The organism is Lentzea sp. NPDC060358 (assembly GCF_042725365.1).
GTDB lineage: Bacteria > Actinomycetota > Actinomycetes > Mycobacteriales > Pseudonocardiaceae > Lentzea.
This window is the reverse complement of the sequence record NZ_JBHXCW010000053.1, coordinates 19,933-38,733: the sequence shown is the minus strand read 5'-3', so window position 1 is coordinate 38,733 and position 18,801 is coordinate 19,933. Positions and strand designations below refer to the sequence as shown.

Below are 18,801 nucleotides of genomic sequence, written 5' to 3'. Positions count from 1 at the left end.
GACCACCAGCGACTCCGCGCGCAGGCGCTCGGCTTCGTCGCGGCGGGCGGTGGCGAGCGCGAATGCGCGCTCGCCGAGCACCAGAGCGAGCTCCGGTGCCCGCCAACGCAGGCGCCAGGCGGGCGCGACCAGCGCGCTCACCTCGACGTTCGCCTGCACCTCGCCCCGTGCCGCCACGACGTCGCCGTTGCCCTCTCAGTCCCGTGTCAGCTTGCGGTACGTGACACGGTGCGGACGCGCGGCGTCGGCACCCAGGCGCTCGAGCTTGTTCTTCTCGTAGCCCTCGAAGTTGCCCTCGAACCAGTACCACTTCGACGGGTCCTCGTCCGTGCCCTCCCACGCGAGGATGTGCGTGGCGACGCGGTCGAGGAACCACCGGTCGTGGGAGATCACGACGGCGCAGCCGGGGAACTGCTCGAGAGCGTTCTCCAGCGAGCCCAGGGTCTCGACGTCCAGGTCGTTCGTCGGCTCGTCCAGCAGGATCAGGTTGCCGCCGAGCTTGAGCGTGAGCGCGAGGTTGAGGCGGTTGCGCTCGCCACCGGACAGCACGCCCGCGGGCTTCTGCTGGTCCGGGCCCTTGAAGCCGAACGCGCTGACGTACGCGCGGGACGGCATCTCGACGTTGCCGACGTGGATGTAGTCGAGCCCGCCGGACACGACCTCCCACACGTTCTTCTTCGGGTCGATGCCGCCGCGGTTCTGGTCGACGTAGGACAGCAGGACCGTCTCGCCGACCTTCACGCCGCCGGCGTCCGGCTGCTCGAGACCGACGATGGTCTTGAACAGCGTCGTCTTGCCGACGCCGTTCGGGCCGATGACGCCGACGATGCCGTTGCGCGGCAACGTGAACGACAGCCCGTCGATCAGGACCCGCTCGCCGAAGCCCTTCTTCAGCTTGTCGACCTCGACCACGACGCTGCCCAGACGCGGGCCCGGCGGGATCTGGATCTCCTCGAAGTCGAGCTTGCGGGTCTTCTCCGCCTCGGCCGCCATCTCCTCGTAGCGGTCGAGACGCGCCTTGGACTTCGCCTGGCGGGCCTTGGCGCCGGAGCGCACCCAGTCCAGCTCGTCCTTGAGGCGCTTCTGCAGCTTCTGGTCCTTCTTGCCCTGGACCGCGAGGCGCTCGGCCTTCTTCTCCAGGTAGGTGGAGTAGTTGCCCTCGTACGGGTGGGTCCGGCCGCGGTCGATCTCGAGGATCCACTCGGCGAGGTTGTCCAGGAAGTACCGGTCGTGGGTCACGGCGAGCACGGCGCCGGTGTACTGCGCGAGGTGCTGCTCCAGCCACAGGACGCTCTCCGCGTCCAGGTGGTTGGTGGGCTCGTCGAGCAGCAGCAGGTCGGGCTTGCTCAGCAGCAGCTTGCACAGCGCGACGCGGCGGCGCTCACCACCGGAGAGCTTGGTGACGTCGGCGTCCGGCGGCGGGCAGCGCAGAGCGTCCATCGCCTGCTCGAGCTGGGAGTCGAGGTCCCACGCGTCGGCGTGGTCGAGCTCCTCCTGGAGCTTGCCCATCTCCTCCATCAGCTCGTCGGAGTAGTCGGTCGCCATCAGCTCGGCGATCTCGTTGAAGCGGTCGAGCTTCACCTTGATCTCGCCCAGGCCCTCCTGGACGTTGCCGAGGACGGTCTTCTCCTCGTTGAGCGGCGGCTCCTGCTGCAGGATGCCCACGGTGTACCCGGGCGACAGGTACGCCTCGCCGTTGTTCGGCGTGTCCAACCCCGCCATGATCTTGAGCACGCTCGACTTGCCGGCGCCGTTGGGACCGACCACACCGATCTTCGCGCCGGGGTAGAACATGATCGTGACGTCATCGAGGATGACCTTGTCACCGTGCGCCTTGCGCACCTTTTTCATGGTGTAGATGAACTCGGCCATGGCGGCGATCGTAGAGCGGTGCTCAGAGGCTTCCGACCTGGGTCGCCGACTTGCAGGCGTCCACCCCCGGATCGAGCGTCACGCGACTCGGTGACCTGCTCGTTCCGTTCGAACGTGAACGACTCTCGGCGATCGGTCCTCGGCGGCTCCGGCCTACGAGCTTCCCTCCTTCAGGTTTCGCAGTGCTCACATCTTCTCCGGCGGCACCGCCGGAACGGGGGGTTCCCGCTTTTCCCGTGCGAGGTTGCGCCCGAACGGCGCAAAACCGGGCGCGGCACCGGACTCAGAACGGCGCTGTGTGCGCCACCTGTTCCTCCCCGGCCCGCGGTTCAACGACGGGGGCGGCCCCGAGTGACTGCACGCGGCTCAGATCCAGCCCGACGTGGAGCGCGTCCAGGTTGAGGGCGATCTTCTTCACGTCGTCCTTCTCGTAGTGCCGCAGGCGCAGCTTGCCCTGGACGATCACCGGATCACCCTTGGACAGCGTGGTCTTGACGCTGTCGGCGAGCTTGCGCCAGCACGAGACGCTGAGCCACAGCGTCTCGCCGTCCTCCCAGTCGCCGATCGCCGTGTTGTACCGGCGCTCGGTCGAGCCGATGCGGAAGTACGCGTTGCTCCTGCCGTCCTCGCCGTGCTTGTACGAGACGTCGCTCGTCACGGTTCCAACGACCGTGACCACCGTGGAATTCCAGGACATCGGGTTCGCCTCCGGGGTTGAGGGGTGCCGGTCCAGAGTGGGCCGGGAGCGGGATGTGCCAGCGGGGCGGACTCGGATCTGTGGACAACTCGCGAGTTGTGGACAAGTCGCGATCTTGAAGGGTCCTGAGCAGCGGAATTGTCAGACCCCCGTGCTAGGGCGGCGCTCGAGCGAAACAAGTGAGTGAGCGCCCACTCATTGACGTGAGTGAGGACTCACTCATACAGTGGCGGACGTGTCAGAGGAACCACGCCGCCGCCGCGCCCCCGCGATGAGCCCGCAGGACCGCCGCGAGGCGATCGTCCAGGCGGCGCTGCCGCTCGTCGTCAAGGCCGGCGCGAACGTCACGACCAGCCAGATCGCCGCCGCGGCCGGGATCGCGGAGGGCACGGTCTTCCGCGTCTTCAAGGACAAGGCGGAGCTGCTCGACGCGTGCATCCAGCGCGCGCTGCTCTCCGACGACGAGGTCGCACGGCTCGAAGCGATCCCGTCGGACGTCCCGCTGGTGGAACGGCTCACCACGGGAGTCGCGACGTTCAGCGGCTACCTCGACCGCATGTGGGGCGTCATCGGCGCGCTGCGCGAGTCCGGCTACCAGCCGCGCGACGAGGACCACCACAAGCACAAGGGACCACCGATCGGCATGCAGCAGCTGTCCGACGCCGTCGCGGGCCTCTTCGGCGACGCGGATCTGCGCGTCAGCCCCGACCTCGCCGGACGGATGCTGCTCGGCGCCGTCTTCACGAACCGCATGGGCCCCGGTTTCGGCCAGACCGCCGCCGAACCCGCCGACATCGTGGAGCTGTTCCTGCACGGAGCACTCGAACCAGGGGGATCAGATGACTGAGCTCATGATCGAAGCTCACGACGTGAGCAAGAAGTTCGGCGACGTGACCGCGCTCGACGGCGTCAGCGTCACCGCCGCGAAGGGGTCCGTCCTGGGCCTGCTCGGCCACAACGGCGCCGGCAAGACGACGCTGGTCAACCTCCTCACCACGATGCTGCCGCCATCGAGCGGCACCGCGAGGGTCGCCGGGTTCGACGTCGTCGCGCAGGCCCACGACGTCCGCAGCCGCATCGGCCTGACCGGCCAGTTCGCCGCCGTCGACGAGCAGCTCAGCGGCCACGACAACCTCGTGCTGATCGCCCGCCTGCTCGGCGCCGGCCGCACCCAGGCCCACCAGCGCGCGGACGACCTGCTGGAGCAGTTCGACCTCACCGGCGCCGCCCGGCGCAACGCCAAGACCTACTCCGGCGGCATGCGGCGCCGGCTCGACCTGGCCGCGTCGCTCGTCGGCAACCCCGAGGTGCTGTTCCTGGACGAACCGACCACCGGCCTCGACCCGGCCAGCCGCCTCGCGATGTGGGAGATCGTCGAGAAGCTCGTCGCGGACGGTACGACCGTCCTGCTCACGACGCAGTACCTCGACGAGGCCGACCGGCTCGCCGACTCGATCACCGTGCTGTCCCACGGCAAGGTCGTCGCGTCCGGCACGTCGTCGGAGCTCAAGGCCCAGGTCGGCCAGCGCACGGTGACCGTGACGCTCGACTCGGCGTCCGAAGTGGACCTCGCGCTCAAGGCGATCGGCGGTGTGGGGCTCTCCCCCGTCGCGGAAGGCCTCACCCTCACCACCCCGGTCAGCGCGTCACGAGACCTCGCGACGGTCGTGCGCGCGTTGGACGACAACGGCCTGGAGGCGCACGAAATCGGCCTCAAAGAGCCCACCCTCGACGACGTCTACCTCACTCTCGCCGCGAACTAGGGGGAAATCATGGCGACCTTGACCTGGCACGGCAGCAGCTACCCGACGCAAGTCCTCGTGCTGACTGGCCGTTCTCTGCGCGCACTGCTGCGCACGCCCGCACTCGTCTTCTTCAGCGTGCTACAGCCGTTGATCATGCTGACGTTGTTCAGCCAGATCTTCGGCAGCATCACGTCGACGGCGAACTTCCCGCCGGGCATGAGTTACATCAACTTCCTACTGCCCGCGATCCTCGTGAACACCGCGATGCAGTCCTCTCTCGCGTCCGGTATCGGACTCGTGCAGGACATGTCGAACGGTGTGCTCGCACGGTTCCGTTCGCTGCCCATCCGCCCCAGCACGGTTCTGCTGGCACGCAACCTCTCCGACGCCGTCCGCACCGGCTTCCAACTGGTGCTGATGATCGCGTTCGGGGTGCTGGTGTTCGGGTTCCGGCCCGACGGCGGCGTGCTCGGCACGCTGGCCGCGCTCGGTCTCGCGCTGGTCGTCGGCTGGGCGCTGAGCTGGGTGTTCATCGCGATCGCCGCCTGGGTGCGCAAGGCGGAGCTGATGCAGACCGTCGGCTTCCTGGCGATGTTCCCGCTGATGTTCGCGTCCAGCGCGTTCGTGCCGATCAACGGCCTGCCGGGCTGGCTGCAGGCGATCGCGAAGGTCAACCCGCTGACCTACGCCGTCGACGCCGCCCGCAGCCTGGCGCTCGCCCACCCGGTCACCGGTGTGGCGGGAGCGCTGGTCACGAGCGGCGTGATCGCGGCGGTCGGCGCGTTCTTCGCGGTCCGCGGCTTCCGCCGCCCGCTGTCGCTCTAGTCCTTCCCGGCCATCTTCTTCAGCATCGCGTTGTAGGCCTCGAGGTCGGCGTCCCCATCGGCGTCGGCCTTGCGGTCGATCCGCTTCGCGTCACGGGAGTCCTGCCGCGCCCACTGCGCGAGCAGGGCGACCATGACCACCAGCAGCGGGATCTCCCCCGCCGCCCAGGCGATGCCGCCGCCGAGCCGCTGGTCCTCCAGCAGGTTCTGCACCCACGGCAGCGACAGGCCGCGGTAGAACTGCTCGCCGATGACGTTCGTGGAGCTCATCAGGATGACGCCGAAGAACGCGTGGAACGGGATCGACGCGAACAGCAGCCCGAGGCGGCCGAGCGGCGGCAGCTTGTTCGGCGACGGGTCCACGCCGATCACCGGCCAGTAGAAGACGTAGCCGGCGAGGATGAAGTGGGCGTTCATCGCGAGGTGCGCCCAGTGGAACGGCAGCGCGGACTCGAACAGCCCCGAGAAGTACAGGGCGTAGAACGACCCGACGAACAGGCCCAGCGCCACGAACGGGTTCGTCAGCAGCCGCGCGACCGGTGAGTGCACGAACGCCAGCACCCACTCCCGCGGCCCCGGCACCTCCTTGTTGACCGGTAGCGCGCGCAACGCCAGCGTGACCGGTCCGCCCAGGACGAACAGGATCGGCGTCAGCATCGAGAGCACCATGTGCGCTTCCATGTGGACGCTGAACATCGCCGGCGAGTAGCGGCCCAAGCCGGAGGAAGTCGCGAACAGCAAGGTGAAGCAGCCGCACAGCCACGCGGCGGTGCGGCCGACCGGCCACTTGTCGCCGCGCTGGGTCAGCCTGCGCACACCGAGCACGTAGAACAGCGCGAGCGCCAGCGCCGCCGTGCCGAAGATGAGGTCGAACCGCCAGTCGAACAGGATGTTCGCGAGGGTCGGCGGCCCGTCGAGGTCGTAGCCGATGGCGATCTCCACGCGGCTGGGCAGGTCGAGGCTTCCGCCGGGCGGGGGCGTGCGGGCCAGCGCCACGGCCAGTCCGATGGTGAACATCATCAGCAGCACCTCGACGCCCGCGAGCTTGAGCAACGCGTGCGGCTTGCCGTCCACCACGCCCTTCACGCCGCGTTCGCGCTGGAAGTAGCCGAAGACGCCGAGCAGCAGCAGGCAGGCCAGCTTGCCGAGCGTCAGCAGGCCGTAGGTCGAGGTGAGCAGGTCGGCGGGGGTGATCCGCACCAGCGCGTTGACCACGCCCGAGACGGCCATGACGATCCAGCAGACCAGCGCGAGCCTCGAGAACCTCGTGGTCGCGAGGGGGAGGTGCGCGCCGCCACGCCGGCCGTGCGCGAGCAGCGCGATCAGGCCGCCCACCCACAGGACCGCGGCGACGAGGTGGAACAGCAGGCTGTTCGTCGCCATGTCGTGCGAGCCACCGGACGACGAGTGGCCCGTGACGGCGACCGGGATGAGCGCGAAGATCGCGAGGAACAGCAGGACGGTCGTCCACCCCCACGACAGCACCAGACGGCACGCCACGGCGAGCAACGCCACGAGGATCGCCGTCAGCATCCACGCCTTCGACTGCTCGAGCAGCATCGCCGTCGCGATCATCTGGCTGAGGCTGAACGAGCTCACCGGCCGGTCGATCGCGGCCGCTGTGGTGAAGGGCACAGACAGCACGGCGCCGACGAGCCACACCAGCGCGAACCACCCGGCGGTGCGCATCGCGGCGTACCCGTCGGCCGCGAGGGTGCCGGTCTTCTGCGGTGGCACGAGGAACGCGGCCAGCAGCAACGAGCCGATGGTCACCACCGCGCCTGTCTCGGTCAGCACGCGCACGACCAGCAGTCCTGCCGGAGGGTTGCCGGAAAGCGCGCTGAACGCCACGGCGACGAGAGCCGCCACAGCGAAGCCGATGACGACGAGGGGCACCAAACCCGTTCTGGTGGAGCGTTCGATTGGCACGTCCTGGAGCCTACGACCCTCTAGGGTTGCATCGTGTGAGACGTTCTCTCCCCCTGCTGATCGTCGTCCTCGCGTTGAGCGGTTGCAGCTACCGCATCCAGGGCGAACCCATCGCCGCACCGCCTCCTCCGCTGGCGATCGAGACGCCGCGCAAGACCGTCGGCGTCGACCCCTGCAAGCTCGTGACGGAGAAGGACCTCAAGCCGATCGGGACGCTGCAGTTCGTCCCCGCGCCGCGCGTCGAGATGCCGAACTCGTGCCTCTTCACGCTCAAGGAGAACGCGTTCGTGCTGGTCGCGGTCCCGTACCGGTCGTTCGACGAGTCGAAGCGCATCCAGAGCAAGGGCCAGGAGGTCCAGACCGGCAAGCACGCCACGTGGCTCAGCTGCGGCAAGCAGGAGACCGAGATGGTGTGCACGGCCACTATCGCCGTGACGCGCAACGAGTCGCTGATGGTCGCCATCGGCATGGGCGGCGGCGTCTCGGAAGCGAAGGCGCGTGACGCGCTGGAACCGATCGGCCAGGAAGCCCTCAAACGGATGCCGGCCGCCTAGTCGCGCGCCTCGCCAGCCACGTCGCCGGGATGATCAGCACGGTGACCAGCGCCACGAACCCGATCGACAGCACGAGAGAACTGACGTGCGCGAGCCCGCCCACGATCGGTGGGCCCGCGAGGAACCCGGTGTAGGCGACGGTCGTCACGAGGCCCAGTTCTCGTTCCCCACCGCTGCCGTCGGCGCGTTTCCCGGTCTCACTGGCGAGGTCCATGACCACCGGGAACGAGTACGCGAGCCCCAGACCGGCCAGGCCGAAGCCCAGGTAGCCCGCGGCGGGCACCGGAACCAGGACGGCGAGCGCCAGGCCCGTCGCGGCGGTGGCGCCGCCGGCGGCGAGGAGGCGGTGCGGGCCGAGCCTGCGCTGGACCGGTTCGCCGAACCAGCGTGCGAGTGCCATCGCCACCGAGAAGGCCGCATAGGTGTACGCGCCGGCCGCGTCGCTCATACCCCGCTCACGCACCATGAACAACGCCGACCAGTCCGCCGCCGCTCCTTCCGCGATGGCACTGCACAGCGCGACGCACGCCAACAGCCAGAGAACCGGGCTCTTGAGCACGCTCGACCGTTCGGTGGCTTCTTCCCTATGACGCTCCCCCACTCCTCCGGGGATCTTCTTCGCGATAACCGCCACTACGAGAACGCCGACCAACGCCGCGAGGAGGAAGTGGCGCATCGGCGTCCAGTGCGCTTGTGCGGCGGCGGCGCTGCCCAACGACCCGATGAGACCGCCGACGCTGAAGCCCGCGTGGAACTGCGGCATCAACGGACGTCGCAGATCACGCACGACGACGACAGCGGCCATGTTCATCGACACGTCCATCGACGCGATGCTCGCCCCCAGCGCGACCAGCGTCAGGCCGAACTGCAGCGGCGACTGTGAGAGCGCGAGCACGGGCAGCAGCAACGGACTCAGGACGCTGCTCCCGATCAGCACGCCGCGCGACCCGTGGAGGGCGCAGACCCGTGCCGCCAGCGGCGCCGTGAACGCCAGTCCCGCACTGGCCCCGAGCAACGCCAGGCCGAGGCTGCCCACCTCCGCGCCGATCTGCTCGGCGAGCGCGGGCACGCGGGCGGCCCAGGTGCCGAACACCCCGCCGTTCAGGAGGAAGACCAAGAACGTGGCCAGGCGTGGGGACATGACCTCCAGCATGGCTGAAGCGCTTCAGCCGCGCCAGCCGGTTCTGTCGGACCTCTCGAATACGATGCTGACCGTGGACTCCGATCGCCGACGCAGGCCGACGCTGGACACCGTCGCCGCCGCGGTCGGGGTCTCCAGGGCAACGGTGTCGAACGCGTACAACCGGCCCGACCAGCTCTCGTCGTCACTGCGCGAACGCATCCTCGAGACGGCGCGGTCGCTCGGCTACGCGGGCCCCGACCCGGTCGCCCGCTCGCTCGCGACCCGCTCGTCCGCGGCGGTGGGCTTCATGCTGCCGCAGGGCCTGTCCGGCGCGTTCTCGGACCCGGCCCTGTCGATCGTGCTCGACGGCCTCGCCTCGACCGTCGACGGCCACGACCACAGCCTGGTCCTGATGCCGGGCGACGCGACCGGCGGCCCGCGCCCGTCGATCGTGACGCGCGCGCAGGCGGACGTGATGGTGGCCTACTCCCTGCCCGACACGGCCCCGGCCCTGGCCGCCGTCGCCGCCCGCGGACTGCCGCTGGTGGTGATCGACCAGCCGGTCCTGCCCGGCTCGGCACGCGTGGAGGTGCAGGACTACGCCGGCACGTGCGCCGCCGCGACCCACCTGCTGGAACTGGGCCACACCCGCTTCGGAATCCTGTCCTTCGCCCTGCACCCGGACGGAGCATCGGGCCCGGTGACCCCGGCCCGCCGTTCGGCCGTGCCGTTCCGCGTGAGCCGCGATCGCCTGGGCGGCTACCTGGACACTTTGGCAAAAGCCGGGGTGGAACCGGACAATGTTCCGGTGTGGGAGGCCCGCGGCAGTGATCGCGAACTCGGACGTGAAGGCGCGCGGTGGTTGCTCACCCGCACGCCCCGCCCGAGCGCACTGCTGTGCACGTCGGACCAACTGGCCTTCGGCGCCCTCAGAGCGGTCCGCGACCTGACCCTCGCGGTGCCGGGCGACGTGTCCGTCGTCGGCTTCGACGACGTCCCCGAAGCGGCTTACAGCGACCCGCCGTTGACTACGGTGCGTCAACCCCTGGCCGACAAGGGCCGCCGAGCCGGCGAGCTGGCGCTGAAATTACTGGCCGGAGGCAGACCGCCGAGGCCGACGAGACTGGACGTTTCCCTCGTGGAGAGAGCCTCAACAGCCCCGCGAAAGTGATCCCCGTCACGTTTAGACCGTTTTCGTTACCCATTTGGACGTAGGGCGGAAACGGTCGATCGACTCCGGACGATGTGTCCGGTGGGGGCACCGGTGGCCACGATTCGTGGCCGCCTCCGCACCCCTCCAGCCTCTGTAGCTCAGTGGAGAGAGCGAGGGACTTCTAATCCCGAGGTCGCAGGTTCGAATCCTGCCAGGGGCGCCTCAGAACCACCTCTGACACCAAACGGTGTCGAGGTGGTTTTTCTTTGTATCGAAACGACCTGTGTCGCCCTTCCACTCGCGCCCGACCTACGGCCGACCGCCTTGGACTGACTGCTAGGCTTTGCGACCTTGAATCTGCCAGGTGTCAAAACGCACCTGGCTCACTGTGGAGGGCACGGTGCCGCGAAAACGCGAAGTCTTCCTCTTGTGGGTCCGCAGCGACCTCAGCAGGGTGGTCGTACCGGTCCTCGACCTCGAGCTCAGGCGGCAGGGGCTCAGAGTCGCCATGGACAGAGTCCTCAAGACCTCCAACAGAGCGAGCCTCGCTCAGTGGATGGCGAACAATATCGAGAACCTCGTGGTGATCTGCGTGGTCACCCCCGAGTTCGCCGAGCTGTTCAACATCGACGAGGACGCGCCGCCGCGGGAACACCACGGCGGGCAGTGGGAGATACGCCTGCTGATCCAGAAGCTGTACGAGCACGGCATGGGCGACGGCTGCCCGGTAATCCCCGTGCTCCCTCCCGGCGTCACCGCCGAGGACAGCCCCATGATCCTCCGCGGGTTGCAGAACACGCCCTTCAACCACGTCACCGGTGAAGGCATCGACACGATCGTGAAGCGAGTGCGCAACGTGTATGACCACTCGGAGCGGGTGACACACGGGCGGCCGTCGGCCGAGCACAAGACGGAAGCCCCGACTCAGCCCTGGGACAGTCTTACGAACTCGCTCAAGCAAGCCGACCCCTCACTCCTGCAGACGCTCGACCTCGGCAAGGCATGGGTCAAGCGCGCCCTCAAGAAGGGCGTGGTGCACTCGCGCGACCTGCTCACGGTCTTCAAGAAAGTCAGGCAGGCCGCACTCTCCGCAGGCGACCTCGTGCTCCTGCAGCAGATCACCGACATCTGCCTGCACACGGTCGAGCAGGTCGACCTCGACGACGAGACCAGCATCGAGAAGTGCATCTACCTGCTGAACCGCTCGTTCCTGCTGTGCTACGCACACGATCTCCCTTTCGCGCAAAGAGAAGCCGAGAAGGCGTACGCGCTGGCCCGCGCCGTCAACGACGCCGCCTTCGTCGCGCGGGCCAAACGTTGCCTGGCTTTCATCCACATCCGTCTCGCCGAGCTCAGTTGCGGAAAGGTGCGCGAGGGGGAGGTGAGCACGGCGCGTGGCTACGCGACAGCTGCGATGGACCACTTCCAGGCCCAGGCCCACCCCGAGGACAAGCACCTGGCAGCTCTCGCCATGGCCGAGGTCGCCTTCGCTGAGTACCGCTACGACGACAACAAGCGGTCACTGGCCGAAGCGGCTCGTCTCAGCGCCGAGGCGGTGAAGGGCTTCTCGGACCACAAGTTCCACTGGCACGACGAGGCGAGGCTCCTGCAGTCCGCAGTCGCCTTCGCTCGACACGGAGCCTCTGCGGCGACCCGACTGCTCGACGAGACGTTGCTGGACCTCAGGTCGCGCGTCGAACACACGGACGCGTTCACCGAGTTGCTCGGCAAGGGGCACCTGCTCCGCGCGGTGATCTGGATGTCAGTCCCCGGTTCGGACGCGCAGGTCGAGATCGGAGCCGCGCGGGCCATCTTCGACAAGCTGAACCTGCCGAGACTGATGGCCGAGTGCGACTGGCTTTCCTTCGCGTGCGACCGGAAGCGCCACAGGTTCGGCGTCTACGACATCAAGGCTCTGGAAAGGGTCTGCCCCGATCCCGTGCTGCGGTTGAGGGTGGCGCGCAACGGCCGCCCGTGGTCGTTCGCCGCCGGTCTCCTGGGCCGGATCGGTGACAGGAACTGGAAGCGCGCGGTGCAGGAGGTACTGGCCGCCGACGCCGCAGCCGCCTAGGTGCCGAGCACTGCCTGGCACCTCGAGGCTTCAGCGGTCCGGTGCTGGCTCAGGAACAGGTCGCGTGCCCGCCTGAGCGTCTCGGCCCCGCTCTCATCTCCCCGGGAGACGAGAGCGAGGCCGAGACGTTCGGTGACCTCTGCTTCGAAGAAGTGGTTTCCCTGCTCGGCAGCCAGCCGGGCCGACTCCGAGAGGAGCGCGATCGCCTGGTCGAACGCGCCGGTCCGCAGCCGCAGCACACCGAGGTTGTCGAGCGCGACCACCCGGCCGCTCCGGTTTCCCGACTTCTCGCTGAGGGCGAGAGCCTCGGTGCAGCTGGGAATAGCGGCCTCGTAGTCACCGAGCTCACTTTGTGCCCTGCCCAGTGCGTTCATCGCATGTGACTCGCCGACGGTGTTGTGCGCTGCTCGGTAGCGGCTCAGTGCCTCCGAGGCGTGCTGAAGTGCGGTTTCGTGGTCGCCGGATCGCGCAGCGAGCCTCGCGAGGTCGTGATGCACGTGGCCGAGTTCGGCATCGCTGCCCAGTTCGGCGATCGACGCCCGCGCCCGGTGCAGACATTGGGAAGCTTCGTCGAAGTCGCCTGCCCTCGTGTACGCGCGGCCGAGCTGCCGCAGGGCGATGGCGGTCAGCGTGGAGTCGTCGAGCGCACTGGCCGCGATCACCCCCACGCGGGAGGTCTCGATGTTCTCGGCAAGGCGCCCGCTGCGGTAGTGGAAGGTGTCCAGGGCGCGCGCCAGATGCCACGCCTGCGCGTACCAGTAGCCCCGCACCGCCTCGTCCAAGACGGTCCGAAGCTCCCGGTACTCCTCGGCGAGCCACCGGACGGCGTCGTCCTCGCTGTCGAATGCGAGAGGTTCACTTCCCTCAGCAGGAGGGGACAGCGGAACAGAAGCCCGGTTCGGGTAGAGCAGGCGGTCGGCCGCACAGGCAGTGTGGGTGTAGAAGTCGACCAGCCGGCACATCGCGCTCAAGACATCCCCCGGTTCATCTGTGGCCATGGACATCTGCCGTGCGTAGGCACGAACCAGCGGGTGTACCTGGAACCTGAACTGGCCGCGCTGGGTGAGGAGGTTCCTCGACGCCAGCCGGCGCAGACGCCGACTGGTCGTCCCGCCGCGCAAGGCCAAGGTGCTCGCGGCGGACGCGACTGTCAGCTCGCTTGCGAACGAGCTGCCGAGAACACGCAGGACACGTGCGTCCTCTTCCGGCAACGACGTGTACGCCCACGTGAACACCGCGCGCAGCCGATTCCCGCCGTCAGCGGAGTCGAAGACTTCGAGTTCGTCCTCGGCATCGTCGAACTCGGCGACCAGGCTGGGCAGGTCCTGCTCCTCGGCAGCACGCGCAGCCACGATGGCGAGCGCGAGCGGCAGACCCGCACAGCGGGCGACGAGCGCCTCGACGACCTGTCCCCGCGCGTCCTCGCCGAGGTACGCCCGCAGCAAACGAGCTGCTTCCGCGTCAGCCAGCTCACCGAGGTGGATCGTCGCCACACCGTTCATGTCAGGCCCGGTCAACCGGACACGGCTCGTGACCACGAGGGTGCTGGCCGCGGTTCCAGGTACGAACGGTTGTATTTGTTCGGCACTGACGACGTTCTCGAGCAAGATGAGCACGGAGCGTTGCGCCAGCACACCGCGGTAGGCCGCGGCGGCCAGTCCCACCTCCTGGGGAAGACCGGCTGGTTCCACGCCAAGCGCGCGGAGAAAGCCTTGCAGCACTGCCAGGATCGACGCGCCGCCGTCTCCGCCCAGATCCGCGAACAACTGTCCGTCCTGGAACACGTCCGCGTGATCGTGCGCCCACCTCAGCACCAGGCTGGACTTGCCCATTCCCGCGGCACCCTCGACAACGAGAACCGGAACCTCGTCACGAGCCCTCATCCGCTCGATGGCCGCAGTGAGAAGCCCCAGCTCCGGATCACGGCCAACGAGAACGCGAGGAGGTGCGGGCAACTGCCGCGCAAGATGCGGGGCCGCAACTCCCTCCAGGTGCATGGTGAGCGACCCGAGGACCGTTCCCACCTGGACGACGGACCCCACCGAAGAGGATTCGACCTGGTTGTGCACTTCACCGGAAAGGTCGGGTGGACGCATCAGCTGTCACTTGCCTGTCACTCGTCACAGCCCCTTGACGTCAGTGAGGAACATCGCCCAAGACGCCCCGCTGAAGAGCAGACGTCCCCCCTCACGATCACGCGATGTCCTCACCAGCACGTCACCGTCTCTCTTCAACGTGAATTCCACGCACGATTGACTTGTGGTCACCGGCCCGCTCGCGGAACTCTTCACCCATGTACATCCGTCCCCGTCGACCTGGACTACGCGAGCTCGTCCTGTCCTGTTCTCTGTCCGGTTCACGAGTACCCCCTAACCCACAAACGCTCACCCAGCAGCGTCTCTCGTGAAGTTAGCCCGACAGAACGGGAAGCTGCACCGCCGATCGAGTACGCGAACAACAGAAACCCGCAGAACATCGACTCGCAACCGAACCGTTCAGACCAGACGATTGCCCGGTTGAGCGGCGCCCAGAGGCACCGAATCAGCCCAGCACGCACACGGAAGTAGTAACAACTAGTCGCGAGTTCGGGCTTCCGCAATCAGTCCCCGGATTCGCTCGATCGATTTTTCCTCACTCATCGCAAGCTCCTGCAAAACCTCGAATGCCTTCTTGTACCCCTCGATGTCCTCCTTGTCATCGCGGATCATGACGTCGCGAAGCGGCTCTTCCAAGACCAAGACACTACCGTCATCACCAGGGAGTTCTAGGAGCGAGAAGGAGCCGCGCATACCGCGATGAGCCTTGGCCGCGGGCGGTCTCAGTGGAAGCACTCTCACAGTCACATTCGGAAGCTTCGCCTTCTCCAGGATCGCTTCCCATTGCTCGATCATGATCTCGGGATCGCCCACGTACCGAAGGAGCACAGCCTCGTCGATGATGAAGTGCAGCTCAGGCCCACCTGGCGCCACAATGCTCTGGCGTTTCGAACGGATTTCCACGCCACGGTCGATCGCAGCCTGATCCTCACCTACCCCAGATCCGAGCGCGCGGATGTAATCCTTGGTCTGCATCAGACCCGGCATCGCCAAAGCCTGATACTGAAGTATTCGAACAGCAGAGGCCTCGTATCCGATGAAAACGTATAACTGGGGGTCGATTTGCGAACGATAAGGAGTCCACCACACACTCTTGCGACTAGCTCGCGCTTCATCCAGCAGAGGGTCGATCTCATCCTCACTGGTGACCCCGTACAGATGAAGAAGCGCTTTAAGATCAGTCACCCCCACTTTGGAAGTTCCATTCTCGATTCGAATTATCTTCGAGACGGACCACTCCAATTGCTCCGCTACCTGCTTCTGGGTGAACTGAACGGCCTCACGCAGCTTGCGCAGTTCGCTGCGCAGCCGTCGCTGATGGACGATCGGGGTGTCCCTCTGACTCATGACGCCCTCCCAATGTGGGGTTCCATCTTGCCACATGGCAGATCGCATATCGCCAGCCGGATGTAACTGTTACCACCTGGCTTACAGACATCAGTCAAATCCACACCTTCGGCGTGACAGGAGCGCCAGCTGAGACGGTGAGAGACGGTCAACTCTCACCATCTAGATAACGGTGAGTGACGAGAACTGACTTCGGCACTCCGACAGAGTGTTCTCTAAAGCGCGACGTAGTTCATGACACAACATCATCTACTTGGGATTCCGGCGAAGGACGGCACGCGCCAGCAGAGATCAAACCCGACATGTTGCCTGCACGCGGAGTGATCTCATCGGCCATCGCTCAAACCCTGGGATAGCTTCTCGCAAGGCAGGATCCGGCACGGACCTCTTGACTCGGCCACTCCGATCGCTTCATCGCGACTCATTTCGGTCCGGCTGGAGCATCTGTTAGCACAGGTGTTTGAACGAGTTGGCTGGTTTAACCTGCGATGTGGACAAGATCCGGTTGGGCATCTTGATCGTCGTCGGGGTGTTGGTCGTGCAGACGCTGACCAGCCTCCTGTGGAGAGCCGATGCGACGTTGACCGGGATCGCGCTGGCGTTCAACGCCGTGGCCGGGGTGTCGACGTGGCTGTTCACCCAACGGGGTGGGCGGGCGGCCTTCGTCGTCGCCGGGTGGTGTGCCGGGTTCTTCGGGTGGCACGTGGTCGGGCTCGGCGAGCTGGCCGGGTGGTGGACGACCGGGCTGGACGCCGTCTACCTGATCGGCGGCGGGTACCAGCTGTCGGTCGTCTACCAGGCTGTCCTTGCCACGGCCTGTGGCTTTGCCGTGCACCTGCTGGTGCCTCGGAGGTCAGCGCCAGGCGTCTAGGGCGCCGGCGACATACTCCGAGAAGGCGATGGGCGGGCGGCCCAGCAGGCGGGTGACGTCGTCGGTCGGGGTGGCCAGCAGGCCCTGGCGCATGGCCTCGTACATGCCGTTGAGCTCGGTGGCGACTTCGGGCGGCAGGCCGTCGGCGACCAAGGCCTCGTGGTACTCGGCCGGGGTCAGTGTCTCCAGTTCCACCTGGCGGTTCAGGGCCTGCGCGATCTTGGCCACCGCTGTGGCGAACGTGATGGGTTCGCCGGTGAGGGTGTAGGTCTTGCCCTCGTGGCCCTCGGTGGTCAGGACCAGGGCCGCTGCCTCGGCGATGTCGTGCACGTCCACGAACGGTTCCGGGGTGTCGTCCACGGGCAGGGCCAGCCGGCCTGAACGGATGCCGTGCAGCCAGAGCTCCTCGGAGAAGTTCTGCGCGAAGTTGTTGGCCCGCAGGATGGTCCACGGGACGGTGGAGGCGCGGACGGCGGCTTCGGCGGCGTGCATTCCCGCGAAGACGTCCGGCCGGATCTGGTCCAGGGAGCGGCCGGAGAGCAGGACCAGGCGGACTCCCGCCTCCTCGGCTGCTGCCACGAACGGCGCGGCGGCGGCCGGGTCGTCCGGGGCGATGACGTAGGCGGCGCCGGCGCCGGACAGGGCGGGTTTCCAGGTCTGCTCGTCGGACCAGTCGAAGCGCACCTCGCTGGAACGGGAGGCGGCTCGGACGCTCACTCGCCTGGCGCGCAGGGCTTCGACCACCCTCCGGCCCGTCTTGCCGGTCGCGCCCAGGACGAGGATCTCTTGTGTCATGCGTCCACTGCACCGCATCGCCACCGGTGCGCACATGGGTGAGAGTTCAGGCCTGCTGTCCGATCGTCCCGGACGTATGTTGGAGGGCATGGAGCCGTTCGACGAACTGCTGCGCGGGGTGCGCGCGGATGGCGCCGGCGTGCGTCGGGTGGAGATGGCCGGGTCGCGGGTGCGGTCCGGGCTCACGTTGTACGCGGTGGTGGCCGGTGAGGTCACTGCGCCGGGCCAGACCGCGGGGCCCGGGGACGTGCTGGTGGTGCAGGACTCCGTCGCCGTCACGGGGACCGCGTCGGTGCTCAGCGGGACCTACGACGTCATGGGGGCGGTGGCGCGGCGGTTGACCGGGGTGTTGCCGGAGGCGCTGGTGGCGCCGGGGACCGACGGGTGCGCCGAGTTCTACGGGACCCTCGGGACCGACGAGGGCAGCGTCGTCGCCGACCGGTTGCTGGACTGGATCATGGTGTGCGCGCTGCGGGAGTGGTTCGACCGCGAGCACGACGCGGGGTGGCTCGCCGCGCTGGGCGACGAGGTGGTCGGGCCGGTGTTGCGGGCCATGCACGACGACCCGGCGCGGGCGTGGACGCTGGCGTTGCTGGCCAAGGAGGCCGGGGTGGCGCGGACGACGCTCGCCGGGCGGTTCTGCCGGCTCGTCGGCACGCCGCCGCTGACCTACCTGACGGAGTGGCGGATGGACCTGGCGGCCGATCTGCTGGCCGAGTCGCCGGAGACGGTGGCCTCGGTGGCGCGGCGGGTCGGGTACGCGGACGCGTTCGGGTTCAGCGCGGCCTTCAAGCGCGTGCACGGGTTCAGTCCCAGCGAGTGCCGCAGCCGGTGCGCCGCGAGCGCGTGACCTCGACGCAGCAGCGCACGAAGTCGGCGACGGCCTCGCCCGCGTCCGGCAGCCACGCCACGGCCACCTCGCTCGGGCTCACGCCCGTCACCGGGACGCAGGCCACGTCCGGCCGGGCGAAGTGGTGCGCCGTGGAGGCCGGGACCAGCGCGACGCCGTGACCGCCGGCAACCGCGTTCAGGAACTCGCCGGGCGTCTGCACCACTGCGCCGACGCGGACCTCACGACCGTCCCTTTCGGACAGAGCGAGCCAGTGCTCGCGCCAGGTCCCCTTCAGGGCGGGGGCGACGACGACGGGCTCGTCCCACAGCTCGGGGAACGCGATCTCGGCGCGCCCGGCCAGCGGGTGCGTGGAAGGCAGTGCCACGCACCGGCGTTCGCTGAACAACGCCTGCACCTTGAACGCGTCCTCGCCGAGGAAGGGCAGGCGCAGCAACGCGACGGGCACCTGCGCGCCGGCCAGGCCCGCCGTCGGGTCCGACCACGGCGCCTGCTCCAGGTCGACCCGCCAGCCCGGCCTCGTCCGGCCGAACGCGCTGACGATGCGGTGCGTGACGTCGTTCGCGGCGCTGGCGAGGAACCCGACCCGGAGCACCCTGGCGGCACCGCGGGTCTCGCCGACGGCGGCGTCCCAGCCCGCGAGCACCGGCGGTACCCGCGCGGCGAGAGCGCGGCCGGCGCCGGTCAGCGTCATGCCGGTGCTGGACCGGGTGAACAGCTGCACGCCCAGCTGCGACTCGAGGTGCTTGAGCTGCTTGGTCAGCGACGGTTGCGACACGAACAGCCGGTGCGCGGCGCGCGTGAGGTTGCCCTCCTCGGCGATGGCGGCGAAGTACCGCAGCAGCCGTGTGTCGACGTCCATCCGCTCAGGTTA

At 68.0% G+C, this 18,801-nt stretch carries 17 protein-coding genes and 1 tRNA gene; 9 read left to right on the top strand and 9 right to left on the bottom strand.

Features of this window, described 5'->3' with window-relative positions:
- Positions 1-195 precede the first annotated feature (195 nt).
- Both ettA and ssb read right to left on the bottom strand, forming a co-directional pair.
- A complete protein-coding gene (gene ettA / locus ACFWGZ_RS14450) occupies positions 196-1,872 on the bottom strand; it encodes an energy-dependent translational throttle protein EttA (RefSeq protein ID WP_330854615.1) in 1,677 nt (558 codons plus the stop codon).
- 283 nt (positions 1,873-2,155) lie between these two features.
- Positions 2,156-2,569: a single-stranded DNA-binding protein gene (gene ssb / locus ACFWGZ_RS14445; protein ID WP_382451959.1), complete on the bottom strand. Its 414-nt coding sequence runs from the start codon at positions 2,567-2,569 to the stop codon at positions 2,156-2,158.
- Between the two features lie 235 nt (positions 2,570-2,804).
- Here ssb and ACFWGZ_RS14440 point away from each other — a divergent pair, with 235 nt between their 5' ends.
- From ACFWGZ_RS14440 to ACFWGZ_RS14430, 3 genes are read left to right on the top strand one after another with little or no spacing between them, the layout of a single operon-like run.
- Positions 2,805-3,416, top strand: a complete 612-nt coding sequence (locus tag ACFWGZ_RS14440) for a TetR/AcrR family transcriptional regulator (RefSeq protein ID WP_382451958.1) — start codon at positions 2,805-2,807, stop codon at positions 3,414-3,416.
- Positions 3,409-4,332 carry an ATP-binding cassette domain-containing protein gene (locus ACFWGZ_RS14435; protein WP_382451957.1) on the top strand — a complete coding sequence of 308 codons (924 nt, stop codon included), beginning with the start codon at positions 3,409-3,411 and terminating at the stop codon, positions 4,330-4,332. Before ACFWGZ_RS14440 ends, ACFWGZ_RS14435 begins: the two co-directional genes overlap by 8 nt.
- A 9-nt stretch (positions 4,333-4,341) precedes the next feature.
- Positions 4,342-5,139 (top strand): ABC transporter permease, encoded by a 798-nt coding sequence (locus ACFWGZ_RS14430; protein WP_382451956.1) that lies wholly within the window; start codon positions 4,342-4,344, stop codon positions 5,137-5,139.
- On the opposite strand, the gene ACFWGZ_RS14425 is transcribed toward ACFWGZ_RS14430, so the two are convergent.
- Positions 5,136-7,067 (bottom strand): cytochrome c oxidase assembly protein, encoded by a 1,932-nt coding sequence (locus ACFWGZ_RS14425; protein ID WP_382451955.1) that lies wholly within the window; start codon positions 7,065-7,067, stop codon positions 5,136-5,138. The two genes, ACFWGZ_RS14430 and ACFWGZ_RS14425, sit on opposite strands and share 4 nt — an antisense overlap.
- A 35-nt stretch (positions 7,068-7,102) precedes the next feature.
- Between ACFWGZ_RS14425 and ACFWGZ_RS14420 the strand changes: the two genes are divergently transcribed.
- A complete protein-coding gene (locus ACFWGZ_RS14420; protein ID WP_382451954.1) occupies positions 7,103-7,621 on the top strand; it encodes a hypothetical protein in 519 nt (172 codons plus the stop codon).
- Here ACFWGZ_RS14420 and ACFWGZ_RS14415 read toward each other — a convergent pair.
- Entirely contained in the window at positions 7,599-8,762 is a 1,164-nt protein-coding gene (locus ACFWGZ_RS14415) for an MFS transporter (protein WP_382451953.1), read from the bottom strand. The genes ACFWGZ_RS14420 and ACFWGZ_RS14415 overlap by 23 nt on opposite strands.
- Positions 8,763-8,835: 73 nt before the next feature.
- Here ACFWGZ_RS14415 and ACFWGZ_RS14410 point away from each other — a divergent pair, with 73 nt between their 5' ends.
- The 3 genes from ACFWGZ_RS14410 (at position 8,836) to ACFWGZ_RS14400 (ending at position 11,968) form a co-directional block, all read left to right on the top strand.
- Positions 8,836-9,915: a LacI family DNA-binding transcriptional regulator gene (locus ACFWGZ_RS14410; RefSeq protein ID WP_382451952.1), complete on the top strand. Its 1,080-nt coding sequence runs from the start codon at positions 8,836-8,838 to the stop codon at positions 9,913-9,915.
- A 129-nt stretch (positions 9,916-10,044) separates the two neighbouring features.
- Positions 10,045-10,117 (top strand) — tRNA-Arg (locus tag ACFWGZ_RS14405).
- Between the two features lie 144 nt (positions 10,118-10,261).
- Positions 10,262-11,968, top strand: coding sequence for a hypothetical protein (locus ACFWGZ_RS14400; protein WP_382451951.1), 1,707 nt, complete (start codon positions 10,262-10,264; stop codon positions 11,966-11,968).
- Here ACFWGZ_RS14400 and ACFWGZ_RS14395 read toward each other — a convergent pair.
- The 3 genes from ACFWGZ_RS14395 to ACFWGZ_RS14385 form a co-directional block, all read right to left on the bottom strand.
- Entirely contained in the window at positions 11,965-13,965 is a 2,001-nt protein-coding gene (locus ACFWGZ_RS14395) for a tetratricopeptide repeat protein (protein WP_382451960.1), read from the bottom strand. The two genes, ACFWGZ_RS14400 and ACFWGZ_RS14395, sit on opposite strands and share 4 nt — an antisense overlap.
- Positions 13,966-14,088: 123 nt before the next feature.
- Complete coding sequence (locus ACFWGZ_RS14390) at positions 14,089-14,259, bottom strand: DUF397 domain-containing protein (protein ID WP_382451950.1); 171 nt, start codon at positions 14,257-14,259, stop codon at positions 14,089-14,091.
- 282 nt (positions 14,260-14,541) lie between these two features.
- Complete coding sequence (locus ACFWGZ_RS14385; protein WP_382451949.1) at positions 14,542-15,411, bottom strand: helix-turn-helix domain-containing protein; 870 nt, start codon at positions 15,409-15,411, stop codon at positions 14,542-14,544.
- A gap of 460 nt (positions 15,412-15,871) precedes the next feature.
- Between ACFWGZ_RS14385 and ACFWGZ_RS14380 the strand changes: the two genes are divergently transcribed.
- The gene (locus ACFWGZ_RS14380; protein WP_382451948.1) at positions 15,872-16,282 is read left to right on the top strand and encodes a hypothetical protein; all 411 of its coding nucleotides are present in this window, start codon (positions 15,872-15,874) and stop codon (positions 16,280-16,282) included.
- Here ACFWGZ_RS14380 and ACFWGZ_RS14375 read toward each other — a convergent pair.
- Positions 16,265-17,077, bottom strand: a complete 813-nt coding sequence (locus ACFWGZ_RS14375) for an NmrA family NAD(P)-binding protein (RefSeq protein WP_382451947.1) — start codon at positions 17,075-17,077, stop codon at positions 16,265-16,267. The genes ACFWGZ_RS14380 and ACFWGZ_RS14375 overlap by 18 nt on opposite strands.
- Positions 17,078-17,165: 88 nt before the next feature.
- Here ACFWGZ_RS14375 and ACFWGZ_RS14370 point away from each other — a divergent pair, with 88 nt between their 5' ends.
- Positions 17,166-17,927, top strand: a complete 762-nt coding sequence (locus ACFWGZ_RS14370) for an AraC family transcriptional regulator (RefSeq protein ID WP_382451946.1) — start codon at positions 17,166-17,168, stop codon at positions 17,925-17,927.
- Here ACFWGZ_RS14370 and ACFWGZ_RS14365 read toward each other — a convergent pair.
- Complete coding sequence (locus ACFWGZ_RS14365; RefSeq protein ID WP_382451945.1) at positions 17,884-18,789, bottom strand: LysR family transcriptional regulator; 906 nt, start codon at positions 18,787-18,789, stop codon at positions 17,884-17,886. The genes ACFWGZ_RS14370 and ACFWGZ_RS14365 overlap by 44 nt on opposite strands.
- Positions 18,790-18,801: the final 12 nt, after the last annotated feature.